We start from the raw sequence: 17,348 nt of genomic DNA on the forward strand, positions 1-17,348 counted from the left end.
TGAAGCGCAATGTCTAATGAACTGCATACCTCTTTGATAGACATGTTGCGTTGCAGCCCCATCCAAATAACTAACCAGACAGCTTGCTGAGCGGGAAGCCGACGTCGTCTTATGCTCGCTTTATTTGTTTCAAGAAGAGCTTGTTCTATCCACTCAATCTGAATGGCGTCGACGACAGATTCATAATTGTCGGCATCTTCAATGGTCTCGTGTGCCATGGCTAATTCTTGTTCAAGCATAAAAAATCCCCATCAACGTTGTTGATGGGGATTATCTGCTAACTGCAAGATCGTTCAAGTCTTCTTAAACGATCGGCATTAGTCCTCTGTGATGGGCTTTACTGTATCTCAGCATTGGTACATCAATATTGGTATCTCCGCCTGAAAAGCAATCGCAACTCGATATAACCAATGAAAACACAAGCAAAGCTACCGTTACTACGCAATGAGCTTTACACTTAACCAGCGTCTCAATAGGTGAAAATATGGAACTCATTCTCTCTCTGCTGCAACAAACCTGTGTCTACTTAGTGATTGCTTACATGCTCAGCAAGACTCCACTGATTCTTCCTTTGTTGAGCATCTCTTCACGCTTAAGTCATAAGATAAGCTGCTACGTTCTGTTTTCCCTGTTCTGTATTATGGGCACCTATTTTGGACTGCAGATTAATGACGCGATCGCCAACACTCGTGCGATGGGTGCCGTTATGGGTGGCCTGTTTGGTGGTCCGGTTGTCGGCTTTGCGGTCGGTTTTACTGGCGGAATCCATCGTTACTCTTTGGGTGGATTCACCGATCTAGCTTGCGCGATTTCAACAACAGCAGAAGGCTTGATTGGCGGCCTATTACACGTTTACCTAGTGAGAAAGAACAAAGCCAGCCAGCTGTTTAATCCATTGGTGGTTTTCTCGGTAACCCTGTTTGCAGAGATTATTCAGATGCTAATTCTGTTAGCGGTCGCGAAACCATTCGAGCAGTCCTATGCTCTGGTTTCTGATATTGCCGCACCAATGATCATTGCTAACTCGGTCGGTGCGGCGCTGTTCATGAGCATCATCCAAGATCGGAAAACCATCTTCGAGAAGTATTCGGCAACTTTCTCACGCCGCGCATTAACCATCGCCGAGCGTTCAGTGGGTATTTTGCATGGAGGATTCAATTCGGATAACGCGCAAAAAATAGTGCGGATCATTTACGAAGAGACCAACGTTGGTGCGGTGGCGATCACCGACCGAGAAAAAATTCTCGCGTTCGTCGGCATTGGAGATGAACACCATATTCCAAATACTCCGATTTCATCGCAAAGCACGCTCACTTCGATGGAACAGAACGACATCATCTACCTTGATGGCAAAGAAAACCCATACCAATGCTCCTTGTCGCAGGATTGTAAATTGGGCTCGGCTCTGATTATTCCACTCCGCGCGGGTAACGAAGTGGTCGGTACCATCAAACTGTATGAGCCAAAACTAAAACTTTTCTCGACCATCAACATGTCGATGGGTGAAGGTATCGCTCAGCTATTGTCGAGCCAGATCCTGTTTAGTAACTACCAACAGCAACAAACACTGCTCACCCAAGCGGAAATCAAACTGCTGCATGCACAGGTGAACCCACACTTCTTGTTTAATGCACTTAACACCATCAGTGCCGTTACACGTCGTGACCCTGATAAAGCACGTGAGCTCATTCAACATCTGTCTCACTTCTTTAGAAGTAATCTGAAGCAGAACATCAATACCGTGAAACTCAAAGACGAACTGGCGCACGTCAATGCGTACCTAACTATTGAAAAAGCACGTTTTACTGACCGATTAGAAGTTGAATGGGATATCGACCCACAACTGTATGAGTCGCAACTGCCAAGCTTTACCCTACAACCGCTAGTAGAAAATGCCATCAAACATGGGATTTCTAACATGCTGGAAGGCGGCAAAGTGAAGATCTATAGCGAGGCTTTCAAGGGTGGGGTTAAGTTGACCGTTGAAGACAACGCGGGCAATTATCAAAAGCCATCGAAAGATCATGTTGGACTAGGCATGGAAATTGTTGATAAACGACTCACTAATTTCTTTGGACAAGATTCAGCACTAAAAATAGAATCTCAACCACAGCAATTTACTCGAATGAGCTTTATCATACCTATACTAAAATAATGGTATTTTCGGAGACAAATAGCTCCGAGTTGAAACATTTAGAAGCAGATATTTAAAAGATAAGCGTGAACCAAGCAGGGATAGAACCAAGATGAAGATTGTAGGATGTTAAAGGCATTAGTTGTCGATGATGAGCTTTTTGCTCGCGAAGAGCTGATTGAACTGCTGACCGAAACCGGAGAAGTAGAAATTATTGGCCAAGCGAGTAACGCGATCGAAGGACTGAAACAGATCAATCTACTCAAGCCTGATGTGGTGTATTTGGATATCCAAATGCCGCAGGTTACCGGGATTGAACTGTTAAGCATGCTCGACCCAGACACCATGCCTTACGTGGTATTCGTCACCGCCTACGACCAATATGCGATTCAAGCTTTTGAAGATAACGCTTTTGACTACCTACTCAAGCCGGTTGAACCTTGTCGATTAAACAAGAGTGTTTGTCGTCTGAATAAGGTCATCAAGCAGAACCACAAAGCGCCGGAACAAGACATCTCTGCCATTGCTCCTTGCCGTTTAGAGCAGATCCCATGTATCGGCCATAACCGCATTGTGATCATGGCAAGCCAAAAGGTCGAGTGCGCTTATTCGGATATCAGTGGTGTGCATGTTCGTAGCTCCTCACAAACGGCGACCTCACAGTTAACGCTAAAGATCTTGGAAGAAAAAACCGATTTGATCCGTTGTCATCGACAGTATTTAATCAACATAAAATCGATCCAAGAGATCAAACTGTTGGAAAATGGATTAGCGGAGATCATCACGCTGACTGGCTTTGAAGTACCTGTCAGTCGTCGTTATTTAAAGACTTTAAAAGAGCAACTCGGTCTCCAGTAACCCGTTAGAAATTCGACGCCTTGTTCCAAAGCATGATCAAAAAAGCCAACGCATCAACGTTGGCTTCCTGCTGTTTACAAATCAATAGTGTTTGCGAATCGATAGAGTTACGAATCAATCTTGTCACAAATCAATAGCGATTAGTCGACTTGCTTAATCTGCAGCTCTTTCGGCACTTCGAAGAACATGTTCTCTTCACGACCTTGAATCTCTTCTACCTCGGTAGCACCCAGCTCACGAATACGATCTAAGATTTGGTTTACCAACTCTTCAGGAGCAGAAGCACCGGCTGTTACACCGATTTTCTTTTTGCCTTCAACCCATTCAGTTTGAATGTCTTCAGGGCAGTCGGTTAGATAACCTGGCGTGCCTAGCTTCTCAGCCAGCTCTTTTAAACGAGTTGAGTTCGATGAGTTCTTAGAACCAACAACTATCACGACATCAACATCACCGGCCATCTCACGAATTGCGTCTTGACGGTTTTGAGTCGCGTAGCAGATGTCGTCTTTACGTGGGCCTTGGATCTCAGGGAACACTCGACGCAGCTCTTCAATCACATCCGCCGTTTCATCAACTGACAAAGTAGTTTGGCTAACATAATGTAGGTTACTTGGATCATTCACCACTAGGTTCTGTACATCCTCTGGTTTCTCAACCAAGTACATACCACCAGTTTGGCTAGCGTACTGACCCATGGTGCCTTCAACCTCAGGGTGACCCGCGTGACCAATCAGAACCACTTCCATATGCTTGCGGCTCGCACGAGCAACTTCCATATGGACTTTGGTTACCAAAGGACACGTTGCATCAAATACGGTGAGTTCGCGCTCTTTCGCTTCTTTACGAACAGCTTGAGAAACACCGTGAGCAGAGAAGATCACGATGTTATCGTCTGGCACTTCACTTAACTCTTCGACAAAAATAGCACCACGTTGCTTTAGCCCTTCAACAACAAAGCGGTTGTGTACCACTTCATGACGAACATAGATTGGTGGCTGGTACATTTCGAGTGCACGTTCAACAATACTGATCGCACGATCGACACCGGCACAAAAGCCACGAGGGTTAGCTAACATTATTTTCATTTCATTGCTCATCATTTACCGCGGTACTAAGGTTGTTTCTATAGAGTTCGCTGTCAGCGAAGATCGCATTCTACAGTGAAGCGCCTAGACAGTGAAGCTCTGGGTTACATCACAGCTGTAAGGCGATGTTATTCAACCGTCAAGATAGCGATTCTAACGTTAAGATAACTATTCTAACGTTAAGATAGCTATTCTAACGCTAAGATAGTTAGTTCACCGCTAAAATAGTTAGTCCACCGCTAAGATGTTAACGTCAAACGTAACGTCTTGGCCTGCTAATGGATGATTAAAATCAACCGTCACTGAATCACCCGCGATCTCAGTGATAATACCTGGAATTTCCATACCATCAGGACCAGAGAAAGCCATAATAGTGCCAACTTCGACTTCAGAATCGCCAACAAATTTAGCACGATCCATATGATGAATGTGATCTGGATTTGGCATACCAAACGCGTCTTGCGCCTTCAATTCGATAGACTTTTCAGTCCCCGTTTCAAGACCAATCAAGCACTGTTCAAAGTTCTCACTTAGGCTGCCATCACCCATAACGAACTTCGCAGGCTTACCCATATTTTCGGTGCTATCGGCAACTGAACCATCCTTCATTTTAATCGTAAAATGTAGAGTTACTGCTGAATCATTTTTAATTGCTGCCACGTTACTTTCCTTAGATTTCTTTATTATTTGAGGATGCGCTGTGCTTTGCTTCCTTGTTGACTGAAGCATAAAAAAAAGCGCCGCCGGAATCAACCGACAGCGCTTAGGGCTATTCTATTCTGTGAGTCATAGACTGACTTTAGAGCAATCTAATTCAAAGCGATTTAGTTAATACTCATTAATACCTGAGTCGCCTATTTGCTTTCATCTTTCTTACGGAAGCCATCTAGGATGATCATCGCAGCACCGATACAGATCCCCATATCCGCTAAGTTAAACGCAGGCCAATGGTAAGTACCCCAGTAGAAATCTAAGTAATCGACAACAAAGCCGTGTACTACTCGGTCAAATACGTTACCAACAGCGCCACCAATGATGATCGCATAAGCAATGTTATTCCACTTCTCTGCCGCAGGTAGTTTACTCATCCAGTATGTCAGCATGCCCGTTACCGCAAAGGCGATACCAGTAAATAACCAACGCTGCCAGCCACTCTGATCGCTCAAAAAGCTAAATGCTGCACCATAGTTATGGACATACAAAAAGTTAAAGAATGGCAACACCTCAATACGGTTTGCCCAGCCATAACCCATATTGTCCATGACGAACAGTTTGATGCCAATATCTGCAAGGAAGACCAACAGAGCCAGCCATAACCAACGCACACCAGATTGTTTTAACGAAACTTCACTCATTTCTATTCCTAGTATTTACGAAGCCAGTACCCATTTAATCTTCCTGTTTAAGGGATGATGAGCACTCAACTCGGTTAAACACATTTCCTATAATTAAAAATAACCCCAGTTGATACTGGGGCTATGATTTTTACAAAAAGTTCAGTCTTTCTCTGAGTCGTTATACGTATTTACGCACTTCGCCTTCACCGTCGATGTTCGACACACAACGACCACAAATTTTCTCGTGACCTTCGATTGTGCCTACATCTGGAGTGTGGTGCCAGCAACGGTCACACTTCTCAGCTTCAGTTGCTGCAACTTCAACGTATAAACCTGCAACGTCTGTCGCTTGAGCTGTATCAGACTTGTCGCTAAGCGGCTTAACAACAGCAGCAGAGGTGATAAGTACGAAACGTAGCTCATCTTCTAGCTTGTTGATTTTAGCAGCCAGTGCGTCGTCAGCGTATAGAGTCACTTCAGCCTGCAATGCACCACCGATCGTTTTCTCTTTACGAGCATCTTCAAGAAGCTTGTTCACTGCGCCACGAACTGACTGGATTTCAGTCCAGAATTCGTTGCTTAGCTCTTCGTCGTCAGCAAGACCAAATAGGCCTTCGAACCACTCGCCAGTGAATACAAACGTGTCGCGCTCGCCAGGCATTTCGTTCCAGATTTCATCTGCAGTGAACGACATGATAGGCGCCATCCAACGAACTAGAGCTTCTACGATGTAGTAAAGCGCCGTTTGACAGCTACGTTGAGCATGGCTGCCCTGTTTCGCTGTGTACTGACGGTCTTTAATTACGTCTAGGTAGAAAGAACCCATTTCGATAGAACAGAACTGCATTAGACGCTGAGTCACACCGTGAGTGTTGTACTCACCGTATGCTTTAACAATCTCTTCTTGTGCAGCTTGAGCACGGCCAACAGCCCAGCGATCAAGTGCGACCATTTCTTCAGCAGGTACTAAGTCAGTTTCAGGGTTGAAACCGTTCAAGTTCGCTAGGAAGAAACGAGCCGTGTTACGAATACGACGGTATGCATCAGCAGAACGCTTAAGGATCTCGTCAGAAACCGCAACTTCGTTAGTGTAATCCGTAGAAGCAACCCATAGACGTAGGATATCTGCGCCTAGCTTGTTGGTTACATCTTTAGGAGCAACAACGTTACCGATAGATTTAGACATCTTACGGCCGTTACCATCAACCACGAAACCGTGCGTTAGCACTTGCTTGTATGGTGCTTCGTCTTTCATCGCGATAGATGAAATCAAAGATGACTGGAACCAGCCACGGTGTTGGTCAGAACCTTCAAGGTACAGATCAGCACTGTGCGTTCTTTCTTCATTCGGGAAGTTGTACTCTTCACGAGAATCCACAACAGAGAAGTGCGTTACACCTGAGTCGAACCATACGTCTAACGTATCAAGTACTTTCTCGTACTTGTCAGCGTCTTCAGCACCCATAAGTTCAGCAGCATCTACATCCCACCAAGCTTGAATGCCTTTTTCTTCCACAAGCTTCGCTACTTTTTCAATAAGAGCTGGGCTATCTGGGTGAAGTTCTGATGTTTCTTTATGAACGAACAGAGCAATTGGCACACCCCAAGTACGTTGACGAGAGATACACCACTCAGGGCGACCTTCGATCATACCTTCGATACGGCTTTGACCCCATTCTGGCATCCATTCAACACTCTTCGTTGACTCTAGTGCTTTTGCACGTAGGCCAGCTTGATCCATAGAGATGAACCACTGCGGTGTTGCACGGAAGATGATTGGAGTTTTATGTCTCCAACAGTGTGGGTAGCTGTGCTCGTAAGCGTGGTGATGCAGTAGTGCACCTTTCTCTTTTAGAACTTCTAAAACAGAATCGTTCGCTTTGAATACATGCTGACCAGCAAATAGCTCAGTATCTGGCAGGTAAACGCCGTTTGAGCCTACTGGGTTAGCGATTTCTAGGTCGTACTTCTTACCAACCACGAAATCCTCTTGACCATGACCAGGCGCAGTGTGAACCACACCAGTACCTGAATCCGTTGTAACGTGGTCGCCAAGAACAGCAGGAACAGTAAAATCGTAGAACGGGTGGTTGAACTGAGAAAGCTCAAGATCAGCACCAGTCGCAAAACCAAGGTTATGGAAGTGCTCGATACCTGTACGATCCATTACGTCTTTTGCTAGTTCAGAAGCAACAACGATACGTTGAGCTGGCTGTTCGCCATTCGCTTCAACTTGGATAAGTACGTATTCAAGATCATCACGTAGACATACTGCGCGGTTAGCAGGCAGAGTCCACGGTGTTGTCGTCCAGATAACGATAGATATTTCGCCCTGACCCGCGTGACCTTCCGCTAGAGTAAATTTCTCTAGAAGCGCCGCTTCGTCAGCTGCTGTAAATTTCACATCGATAGATGGAGAAACTTTATCTTTATATTCAACTTCAGCTTCAGCCAAAGCAGAACCACAGTCAGTACACCAGTGAACGGGTTTGAAACCTTTAAGAAGGTGACCTTTGTCTGCGATTTTGCCTAGAGAACGAATGATGTTCGCTTCAGTGCCGAAATCCATAGTGCGGTAAGGTTTATCCCACTCGCCCATGATACCAAGACGTTTGAAGCTCTCTTTCTGACCTTCAACTTGGCCCGCAGCGTACTTACGACACTCTTCGCGGAATTCAGCAGCCGAAATCTTCTGACCAGGCTTACCTTTCTTCTTCTCAACCATTAACTCGATTGGAAGACCGTGACAGTCCCAACCTGGGATGTACGGTGCATCAAAACCAGAAAGGGTCTTAGATTTGATAATAATGTCTTTAAGAATCTTATTCAGCGCGTGGCCAATGTGAATGTCGCCGTTCGCGTATGGAGGGCCATCATGCAGCACGAAAGATTTTTTACCTTTCTTTGCCTTACGGATTTCGCCGTAAAGATCTTCTTTGTACCAACGCTTCAGCATTTCTGGTTCACGATTTGCCAGATTGCCGCGCATTGGGAACCCTGTTTCTGGTAAGTTCAGGGTATCTTTATAATCACTCATCGATTCTTAATTCCGTTATATTGGGCGAAGTTAGACATTATGTTAATCGGTGGAATCATCCGACTAATTCTTTAGCTGAAGCAGCCACACCCTTGCGGCTTCAGCATCCAATTCTATTTGATTCTTTAGTGCGTCGAACGATTCAAATTTTATCTCGTCGCGCAGTTTGTGCAAAAGTCGTACTTCTAACTGTTTACCATATAAATTGGCTTTAAAGTCAAAAAAGTGCACTTCTAATTGCTGCCTTACACCATTAACCGTTGGTCGTTGTCCAATATTAGCAACGCCACCGACAGGAACACCGTCGATATCCAATGCTTCAACAACATACACTCCCGATACAGGAGAAACACAACGTTTTAATGGAATGTTAGCGGTAGGGAAACCGATAGTTCTCCCTAGTTTTCGACCATGAGACACACGACCACTAATACTGTAGTCACGCCCTAACATGGTAGCACTTGCAGCCAAATCATCGACCGCTAGTGCATTCCGTATCTCAGTGCTGCTTACTCGTAATTGATTTAAGCAATAGCTTTGGGTGCTTACCACCTCAAAACCATATTTTTCGCCCGCTTCTTTAAGCATCGCGAAATTACCTGTTCGACCTTTGCCAAAGCAAAAATCGTCACCAACCACCAAGAATTTCACACCAAGCTTATCAACCAAAAGATCCTTAATGAATGCTTCTGCGGATAAGCTTGCAAAATACTGATTGAAATTCACACACAACAACCGACTGATATCTAGCTTACTCAGTTGCACATATTTATCTCGTAAGCGAGTTAAACGTGCTGGCGCTTTACCTCGGGCAAACAGCTCCATAGGCTGTGGTTCAAACGTCATGACAACAGAAGGGAGCCCTAATGCTGCAGCTTGTTTAGAAACCTGACTCAGAACCTCTTGATGTCCTAAATGAACACCATCGAAGTTACCTATGGTTAATACACAGCCATGATGCTGCGCTTTAATATTGTGTATACCTCGGATCAGTTCCATTATGATCAGCTAAAACCTGTTATTTGCATCATTTATTGTGTGAAACCGACGGATTATATACTAATCAGTATTAATCTGTCGCTGCTTTTAAATGTTTTACTCGGATACCTAAAATCAGTACCGAAATAATATAAACAAAGCCACCAAGTCCAATCAAGCCTGTTAATGTCAGCGCTCTCTGGCTAAAGCTCCATTCAAGCCAATGTTGCATATTATCCAACTGCCATAAAATCGCCGCAACCATCACTACGCCTGAGATAATCAATTTGGCACTAAACAACAAAGTTGTCTTAGATAATTGATACACACCAGCAAGATGCAATCCACGATACAACAAGGCCATATTCACAAAGGCAGACAATGCCGTCGCTATCGCCAAGCCAACATAACCATAGAAATACGCAAAAATCGCGTTGAACACCATGTTGGTGACCATGGCGATAATGCCGTACTTCACAGGAGTTTTAGTATCTTGGCGAGAGTAATAGCCCGGAGCTAACACTTTAATCAGCATGAAGTTAAGCAAACCCGATGCGTAAGCAACCAATGACATTGATGCCTGCTGTGCATCATGCGGCGAAAACTCACCACGCATGAAGAGCACCATCAGCATCGGCTTAGCTAAAACTATTAGGCCTAACATCGCAGGAATGCCAAGCAGCAATACCATACGCACACCCCAGTCCATGGTGTGCGCAAACCCTTCACCTTGAGCTTCAACGTGTTTACGAGACAAAGCAGGAAGAATGACAGTCGCAATCGCAATACCGAATAGACCTAGTGGGAATTCAAGCAGTCGGTCTGAATAATACAACCAACTGATCGAACCGGTCGCTAGGAAGCTAGCAATAAAGGTATCAAACAATAAGTTAATTTGGCTGACCGATACACCGAACAGAGCTGGGATCATTAGCGTGCGGATCTTAACCACACCCGGATCTCTCCAGCCCCACTTCGGCTTAACCAGAACACCCGCTTTTATCAAGAAAGGCATTTGGAAAAGAAATTGGACTAAACCACCAAGAAACACACCAATTGCCAAGCCAATTTCAGGCTGTTCTAAATTAGGAGCAAGAAACCAAGCACAAGCAATGATCATTACGTTCAAGAAAACAGGTGTAAATGACGAAACCGCAAATTTACCCATGGTATTGAGGATTGCACCAGATAAGGCAACAAAGGTAATAAACCATAAATAAGGAAAGGTAATCTTGAGCATAAAGCTCGCCAGCTCGAATTTAGGGGCTGCTGGGCCATCATTCAACCAATCGATAAACCAACCTGCACCAAACATCGCAGTGATCACGCCCGAGCCCAAGACTCCGAGAACGGTCACTATAGACACTAAAACCCCGAGCGTACCCGACACTTTAGCAATTAAATCTCGTGTCTTATCTTTATCACCTGCGGCGTGATATTCTGTTAATACAGGAACAAACGCTTGAGAAAACGCACCTTCTGCAAAAAGTCGACGTAAGAAATTAGGAATTTTATTAGCGAAGAAAAATACGTCGGCACTCGCTCCTGCTCCCATCAAATTTGCTACTACTACATCACGTACTAGCCCCAACACACGGGAAACAAAAGTCATTGCACTGACAATCAGGCCTGACTTTAATAGTCGTTTACTCACAGAAACCTCTGACACTGGTTGATTACTTTCAAGCAAGGATAAATACTATCCTGTCCTTAGAAGCATAATTATTAGCATTGGTCTAAAAATGCTGTTAGAATCCCCGCCATCTTAACCGCGATGACCTTTCCATACCAAAATTTGTTTTGGCTGAGATTGGTTTTTGCACAAATCATTTGACAATTAAGCGCCTATGAGGGATAGTCCTCGCCCTTAAATTGTCACCGAACTAAGTTTTTGGGAGTTAGACCTTGGCAAACAGTAAATCTGCTAAGAAGCGCGCTATCCAAGCTGAGAAACGTCGCCAGCACAATGCTAGCCGTCGTTCTATGATGCGCACTTACATGAAAAAAACTATTGCAGCTATTGAAGCTGGCAATAAAGAAGCTGCAACTGCTGCTCTTGTAGAAGTTACACCTCTTCTAGACCGCATGGCGACTAAAGGCCTTATTCATAAGAATAAAGCTGCACGTCATAAGTCTCGTTTCGCTGCTGCAATCAAAGCTCTTTAATAGAAATTTGATTACAACGCAAAACGAAAAAAACCGGCCTCGGCCGGTTTTTTTATATCTAAATTTTGAGTAACACAGCGATTTTTCTTGCTGAACATTACTTAGCTTACTTAAAAGCACGTGGTTTGCCGGCAGATACCAGCTTACTAAAGGCATATCGCTTACCGATAGACAACTAAGCATATAAAAAACAGACAACTAGAAAATAAACAGACAAGAAAATAGATAAATAGATAAATAGATAGGTTGGTAAATAGATAGGCACTAACATTCGACATGAAATACTGACACTTCCTTGTGTCATTCTATCACTGATAAGAAATCCCCCTCCCACCAGCAATAAGCTACTTGCAGTAAATACCATGCAGTAGGTTAATCATCGCTTTTACTTCTTCACTGCTCAATGTGTAATACACAGTTTGAGCTTCTTTGCGAGTTTCGACCAAACCATCTCTTCTCAACCAAGCAAGATGTTGAGATAAAGCAGACTGACTCAGTTCCAACTTGCCACACAACTCCCCAACTGACAGCTCAGTACCATGTAATAGGCACAAAATCTGTAAGCGACGCTCGTTGGCCATGGCTTTGAGTAGAATCACAGCTTGCGCTGAGTTCTTCTCCATCTCTTTTAAGTTCATAGTTTGGCTCCCTACAACCTTTACACCAACTACGGCTATTAGTATTTCCGGCATATGGTGGCGTTATGATAATCGATATCAATTCATTAACAAACCGCCTCACTCGAACAATTTGCTAAAATCTGCGTCACATACATTTTTTACTGCTGGATGTTGGATCATCCTCTCAGCAAATATGACGTAGTACTCCTCTTTTAATTCTTCAATACCAACCAATAATTGCAGTGATGAATCCTCTTCAACTTCAGACATATAAAGCGTAGGCGCTAAGAAGATAGCGTCATCGTGATAACGAGCAAAAGCCTTCATCAATGCCGCGTCATCAAACTCACCCAAAATATCAGGTTTAAGTCCTTGTCTATCAAACCATTGCAGCACTTTGCGCCCCATCGAGGTTCGACTTCCTGGGATCAAAAGCTTTCTTTGCTCTAATACAGCCGGGAAGCTAACACCTTCAACCTTACCCGAACTGAAAAAACTCATTCCACTCTCACCCAACTTCTTACTAAACAGGCCAGGACTTTGACTCGAATCCACCGGACAGTCAGACAAGATCATATCGAGCTTATGTTGAGACAGTTGCTCAAGTAGCATTTCATGGGTCGATTCAAAGCAGCGTAAATGAATACTGTTATCTGGGGGAATAGTCGACATCAGTATCTTGCTGACAAGCCTTTTAGACAGCGCATCTGCAACACCAACATCAAACAGAATATTGGAGTGCTGGCTGTAATTCACGATATCCAGCATCTCGTAGCTCAGGCCAAACATACGGTCGGAATATTTAAAGACTAGCTGTCCAAGCTCTGTAGGCTCAACACTGCGACCATTGCGCTTGGTCAACTTGCCATCCATACGCTCTTCTAACGCTTTTATCTGACCTGTTACCGTTTGTGGTGTTAGGAATAGAGCTTCTGCTGCTTTAGTAACAGAGCCTTGCTTGCAAACCATCCAGAAGTAATAAAGGTGGTTATAGTTGAGGTGCGACATAGATGTGCCGTAATAAAAGAGTAGATACCCTTTTATATCAAATATGACACCTTCGCTCAACAAACTCGGAAAAACCTAACCAAACTAGTTATTACTGCTTATTTTTTCGAAGTGTCTGATTTCATAATGTAATATTTCAGCAATTATTTTTAATTTTTCTCTAACTTTTAAGATCTATATCACCTATCAAAAACACGAATAAAACCCCACAAAAACAACAAGTTAAACCACCGCCATTTCAAGGCCAAATATTTAAAGGGCAAATCATCACAAAAAAGTCTCACCTAAACCAAAATGTAATATTACTGAAATATTTGTTCTCTAACATCACGCTCAGATTAAACAAACAGACCAAACACAGACTTAAACGGTCCAATGGAGAAAACATTATGAACCAAGCTACTACTGCAGCAGCGCCTATCTCGAGCACAACTCGTTGGCTACGCTGGGCTAACTTGGCATTCATGCTTTACCTACTATTACTTTCAGTTTCAATGGTTGGTACAGGCTTCAAATGGGCAACAGGCGAGCAAGCAAAGGTTCTTTTCGAATTTGCTTCACACCCAGTTGCAGGCTTAATGATTGGTTTAGTGGCAACAGCACTTATTCAATCATCAAGTACAGTTACTTCAATTATCGTTGGCCTTGTGGCAGGTGGTTTACCTGTTGAGCTAGCAATCCCTATGATCATGGGTGCGAACATTGGTACGACAGTAACCAATACGCTAGTTAGTCTTGGTCATGTTCGTTGTAAAGATGAGTTCAAACGTGCATTCGCAAGTGCGACGATTCACGACTTCTTTAACCTATTAGCCGTTGCTATCTTCCTACCACTAGAGATGGCGTTTGGTATTCTAGAGAAGATTTCTCACTGGTTAGTATCACCGATGCTAGCAACAGGTGATATGAGCATGGGTGGTCTTAACTTCATCAAGCCAATCACTAAACCAGTAGTCAGTGCGATTAAAGAGCCACTATCGACATTTGGCGACACTGTTGGCGGTATCATGCTTATCGTTCTAGGTATCGCGACTATCTTCGTAGCTATCACGGTAATGGGTAAACTAATGAAGAGCCTGATGGTGGGTCGTGCTCGTGAGATTCTAAAGAATGCAATTGGTCGTGGTCCTATCCACGGTATCGCTTCTGGTTCTATCGTTACTATCCTTGTTCAGTCTTCTTCAACGACAACAAGCTTGATGGTTCCACTAGTAGGTTCAGGTGTTCTTAAAGTACGTGACGTTTACCCATTCACTCTGGGTGCAAACATCGGTACGTGTATTACCGCTCTATTAGCAGCGACAGCAGTATCTGGTGAGTTCGCAGTATTTGCACTGCAGATTGCTCTAGTACACTTGGTGTTCAACATCATGGCAACGGTATTCATCTTTGGTATTCCGTTCCTACGTGAACTACCAGTAAAAGCCGCTGATATTATTTCTGACATGGCTGTGAAGAATAAATCTGTAGTGGCTGGTTACCTTATTGCGGTATTCCTTGTACTGCCTGGTACCGTGTTAGCACTGACGGCTTAATCGCTAAATAATTAGATAGCTTAACCGCTAACAAGACATATCGCTTATAACAAAGCCCGCAACCTCCTAGGTTGCGGGCTTTTTCTTTTTAAGAGCAGATGAGAGAAGCAAAAAGCAGATACGGGATTCGGGTAAACGAGTAACGAAAAGCCCGTTTTACTCGCATCTATATATCCCCGTCATTCCCTACAGCGAGGAACGAGCGTGATAGGGAATCTATCTAACACACAACACTCAGAAATTCCCTACTCCTTCCTTCGTCAGTCTAGGGAATGACAGGGGCTTTTGATCTTCGTATCTCGCATCTCGTTTACTCGTATCTAGCTACCTTTCGTATCCCGCATCCAAAAAACGCTTACTTACCTTGCTCATTACGCAGATACATAATGGCAACCATGCCAAAGCCGATAAATTGCCATAGATACTGCCCGTCGCTTGCGCCTGTGATGGTTTGAGTGAAAGCCATACAAGCAGTCACAAACAAAGAAGCGAAAGCAGCATAGAGCAACCACGGACGCTCTTTACCCACCATGAACTCACCTGCCAGTACCGAACGAAGAACCAGTAAAAACGGCACACATTGCAAAGCAATCAAAATAGGGAACATAAAATCGAATGTTGGACTCAGTAGAGCATGACCGATTTGGCTCTTATCCCAAGTTCCTACAATATAGCCTTTCCAGCCAGCCCAAGTGTCACCTGAATAAGCGGTATCTGGCGTAATAAAGCCAAGTACAACGCCCATCACTTTATCGACAAAGCCATTTTTGAACCAAAAGACGAATAAGAAGATCTGAATTGGAATGATCTGAAAAGCAAACTTCTTCAACATGTGTGTACCCCAAATAATTAATGATTTGGTTACCAGTATGTGGACGTCGATGTTTTTACGCTTGATGCAAGGCAATCGAGCCTAAGTCCAAACAATAATCAAACATGTTGAGAAGCCTGTTGGCACAAGGAAACCTTGCGGAAGAGCCGTTACTATTAGCGGTAACTCAACGTTTTCACTTCAAAGAGAATTTTGTGGTTTAGGAAAGGTTTGTTTTTTATAAAGATTCAATAAGATCAAACAGTTGGCCATTATACTCTTTTTTTACTTCGGTATAGCGCTGATAGTTGTATTGCGAACCTTCGGGGTTATCCGACAGCTTGTCAGCCACACTAAGTAGATAAAAACTGATTGGGCTCGGTGTACTTTCGGCCGCATAAAAAAGGTAAGGGAAAGCTTGATTGGCATGTTGGTTGATTAACAGTGCAAGACCCAAGGTAAGGTTGGCAATATCACAACGTGGGTTCATCTCGAAGGCTTGCTTTGCCAGTTGCAGTGCATGTTCGCGATCTTCTTGCTCATGACTTTGCAAATAAGCCAAAGATTCCGAATACGACAATAAGGCATTGACCAAATAATTGTCTCTTCCTTGCTGTTGAATCGTATCCAACTGAAGTGCGATCTCTGCAAATGGCTGTCCACCTTTACCTTGGTAGAAAAGCGATATTCCCTCTGAAATAACCTTCCAGTCATCGTAGTTATCAATAGAAGTCACTCGATGACTGACAACACCGTATTCTGAACTCATTGGGGCAATAATGGCTTTAATCTCGAGAATCACATCCCCAATGGCATCGAAGAAATTATCTTGGCTAAAGCTCTTTTCCACTTTCTGACTTTGATTGGGCTGGCGATTGTTTTGTATCAGCACGCTCAGTATATAATCACTGCCCTTTTGCTTGAGCCAACCTTTGAGTTCGACACCATTATTGGCAAGTGATTGCTTGCCCTGTTTCGATAGCTGAGAGAAGTGGTAACCCGATAAATTTCTCGCTGAGTTCAGCCCGTAGAATAGGTAGTTGTACACGCTTTCCGACATCTCATAATCGTCCGCAGAATCGAGCGTAATATCATGGATATAAACGGGAATTACATCACTTTGAGGCGCAGAAATAACAGCTGTGTCATTGGTTGAGACATCAATTTGCCACGCCCAAGTTGCTATTAAGCCAACAGAGAATACTGCGGTTGTAATCAGGGCGATGGTTTTCTTTTTCGAATTAGCAACAAAAGGTTTAGGCTCAGATTCAGGTAGAGAGGCGTCATCAACGGAAGTTGGTTCGACACTCGGCTGAGTCACCTCAACATCGAACAGATAACCTTGCTTAGGAATGGTCTGAATGATGCGATACGGACGTGCTTTATCCTGAAGCTGACTGCGCAGTAAACTGATGACCTGTCTGACCAAGTTGTCAGACACTTGAGTTCTTTGCCAGACATCTGTAGCTATCTGCTGCGTACTAACCACTTGCCCGCGCTTCTCGATGAAATAGCTGAGCAGCCTTGCTTGTAGTGGCTCTAAATGAATCTCTTCACTATCAATCACCAACTGGTTTTTATCAGGGTAGAAAGAAATAGGAAAGTCGTGTTGCAATACAAAGCAATGCGAGCGAGTCATAGTAGTTCTGTGGTTAGAAAAGACCACTCAAGATTATTGGTTTTACGAATAGTAAGCAAGCCAAGCATCAGAAATAAAAAAGGCTGCGCAGAGGCAGCCTTTCGATCAATCAGTCAATCAGTCAATCAAAGCAGATTAGA

At 43.8% G+C, this 17,348-nt stretch carries 15 protein-coding genes; 4 read left to right on the plus strand and 11 right to left on the minus strand.

Annotated elements, in window-relative coordinates; all coding sequences use genetic code 11:
• A partial coding sequence (locus H5300_RS13925) for a transposase domain-containing protein (protein ID WP_182796204.1) occupies window positions 1-239 on the minus strand: 239 nt, incomplete at its 3' end.
• A 245-nt stretch (window positions 240-484) separates the two neighbouring features.
• On the opposite strand from H5300_RS13925, the gene H5300_RS13930 reads away from it, so the two are divergent.
• Together H5300_RS13930 and btsR are read left to right on the plus strand one after the other, a co-directional pair.
• On the plus strand, window positions 485-2,155 hold the full coding sequence (locus H5300_RS13930; protein ID WP_182796205.1) for a sensor histidine kinase: 1,671 nt from the start codon (window positions 485-487) through the stop codon (window positions 2,153-2,155).
• Between the two features lie 105 nt (window positions 2,156-2,260).
• Window positions 2,261-2,992 (plus strand): two-component system response regulator BtsR, encoded by a 732-nt coding sequence (gene btsR / locus H5300_RS13935; protein WP_182796206.1) that lies wholly within the window; start codon window positions 2,261-2,263, stop codon window positions 2,990-2,992.
• Window positions 2,993-3,132: 140 nt separating this feature from the next.
• Here the strand turns inward: btsR and ispH are convergent, their stop codons facing one another.
• The 6 genes from ispH to murJ form a co-directional block, all read right to left on the minus strand.
• Window positions 3,133-4,089: a 4-hydroxy-3-methylbut-2-enyl diphosphate reductase gene (ispH, locus tag H5300_RS13940; protein WP_029222310.1), complete on the minus strand. Its 957-nt coding sequence runs from the start codon at window positions 4,087-4,089 to the stop codon at window positions 3,133-3,135.
• A gap of 216 nt (window positions 4,090-4,305) precedes the next feature.
• On the minus strand, window positions 4,306-4,737 hold the full coding sequence (fkpB, locus tag H5300_RS13945; RefSeq protein ID WP_012603277.1) for an FKBP-type peptidyl-prolyl cis-trans isomerase: 432 nt from the start codon (window positions 4,735-4,737) through the stop codon (window positions 4,306-4,308).
• A 194-nt stretch (window positions 4,738-4,931) separates the two neighbouring features.
• The gene (gene lspA, locus H5300_RS13950) at window positions 4,932-5,432 is read right to left on the minus strand and encodes a signal peptidase II (protein ID WP_004735054.1); all 501 of its coding nucleotides are present in this window, start codon (window positions 5,430-5,432) and stop codon (window positions 4,932-4,934) included.
• A 160-nt stretch (window positions 5,433-5,592) separates the two neighbouring features.
• On the minus strand, window positions 5,593-8,451 hold the full coding sequence (ileS, locus tag H5300_RS13955) for an isoleucine--tRNA ligase (protein ID WP_182796207.1): 2,859 nt from the start codon (window positions 8,449-8,451) through the stop codon (window positions 5,593-5,595).
• Window positions 8,452-8,514: 63 nt separating this feature from the next.
• Window positions 8,515-9,450, minus strand: a complete 936-nt coding sequence (gene ribF, locus H5300_RS13960; RefSeq protein WP_017077722.1) for a bifunctional riboflavin kinase/FAD synthetase — start codon at window positions 9,448-9,450, stop codon at window positions 8,515-8,517.
• Between the two features lie 70 nt (window positions 9,451-9,520).
• Window positions 9,521-11,083 (minus strand): murein biosynthesis integral membrane protein MurJ, encoded by a 1,563-nt coding sequence (gene murJ, locus H5300_RS13965; RefSeq protein WP_310736126.1) that lies wholly within the window; start codon window positions 11,081-11,083, stop codon window positions 9,521-9,523.
• 251 nt (window positions 11,084-11,334) lie between these two features.
• Here murJ and rpsT point away from each other — a divergent pair, with 251 nt between their 5' ends.
• Entirely contained in the window at window positions 11,335-11,595 is a 261-nt protein-coding gene (gene rpsT, locus H5300_RS13970) for a 30S ribosomal protein S20 (RefSeq protein WP_012603273.1), read from the plus strand.
• Window positions 11,596-11,939: 344 nt separating this feature from the next.
• Here the strand turns inward: rpsT and H5300_RS13975 are convergent, their stop codons facing one another.
• The gene (locus H5300_RS13975; protein WP_004735028.1) at window positions 11,940-12,233 is read right to left on the minus strand and encodes a metalloregulator ArsR/SmtB family transcription factor; all 294 of its coding nucleotides are present in this window, start codon (window positions 12,231-12,233) and stop codon (window positions 11,940-11,942) included.
• A 99-nt stretch (window positions 12,234-12,332) separates the two neighbouring features.
• Window positions 12,333-13,223 carry a transcriptional activator NhaR gene (gene nhaR, locus H5300_RS13980; RefSeq protein WP_004735027.1) on the minus strand — a complete coding sequence of 297 codons (891 nt, stop codon included), beginning with the start codon at window positions 13,221-13,223 and terminating at the stop codon, window positions 12,333-12,335.
• Window positions 13,224-13,612: 389 nt separating this feature from the next.
• Between nhaR and H5300_RS13985 the strand changes: the two genes are divergently transcribed.
• Window positions 13,613-14,758 carry a Na/Pi symporter gene (locus H5300_RS13985; protein ID WP_004735026.1) on the plus strand — a complete coding sequence of 382 codons (1,146 nt, stop codon included), beginning with the start codon at window positions 13,613-13,615 and terminating at the stop codon, window positions 14,756-14,758.
• A gap of 355 nt (window positions 14,759-15,113) precedes the next feature.
• Here H5300_RS13985 and H5300_RS13990 read toward each other — a convergent pair whose 3' ends face one another.
• On the minus strand, window positions 15,114-15,590 hold the full coding sequence (locus tag H5300_RS13990) for a hypothetical protein (RefSeq protein ID WP_182796209.1): 477 nt from the start codon (window positions 15,588-15,590) through the stop codon (window positions 15,114-15,116).
• Between the two features lie 217 nt (window positions 15,591-15,807).
• Window positions 15,808-17,208, minus strand: a complete 1,401-nt coding sequence (locus H5300_RS13995) for a winged helix-turn-helix domain-containing protein (RefSeq protein WP_182796210.1) — start codon at window positions 17,206-17,208, stop codon at window positions 15,808-15,810.
• Between the last annotated feature and the right edge of the window lie 140 nt (window positions 17,209-17,348).

Source organism: Vibrio sp. SG41-7 (genome assembly GCF_014164465.1).
In the GTDB taxonomy this organism is placed as follows: domain Bacteria; phylum Pseudomonadota; class Gammaproteobacteria; order Enterobacterales; family Vibrionaceae; genus Vibrio; species Vibrio splendidus.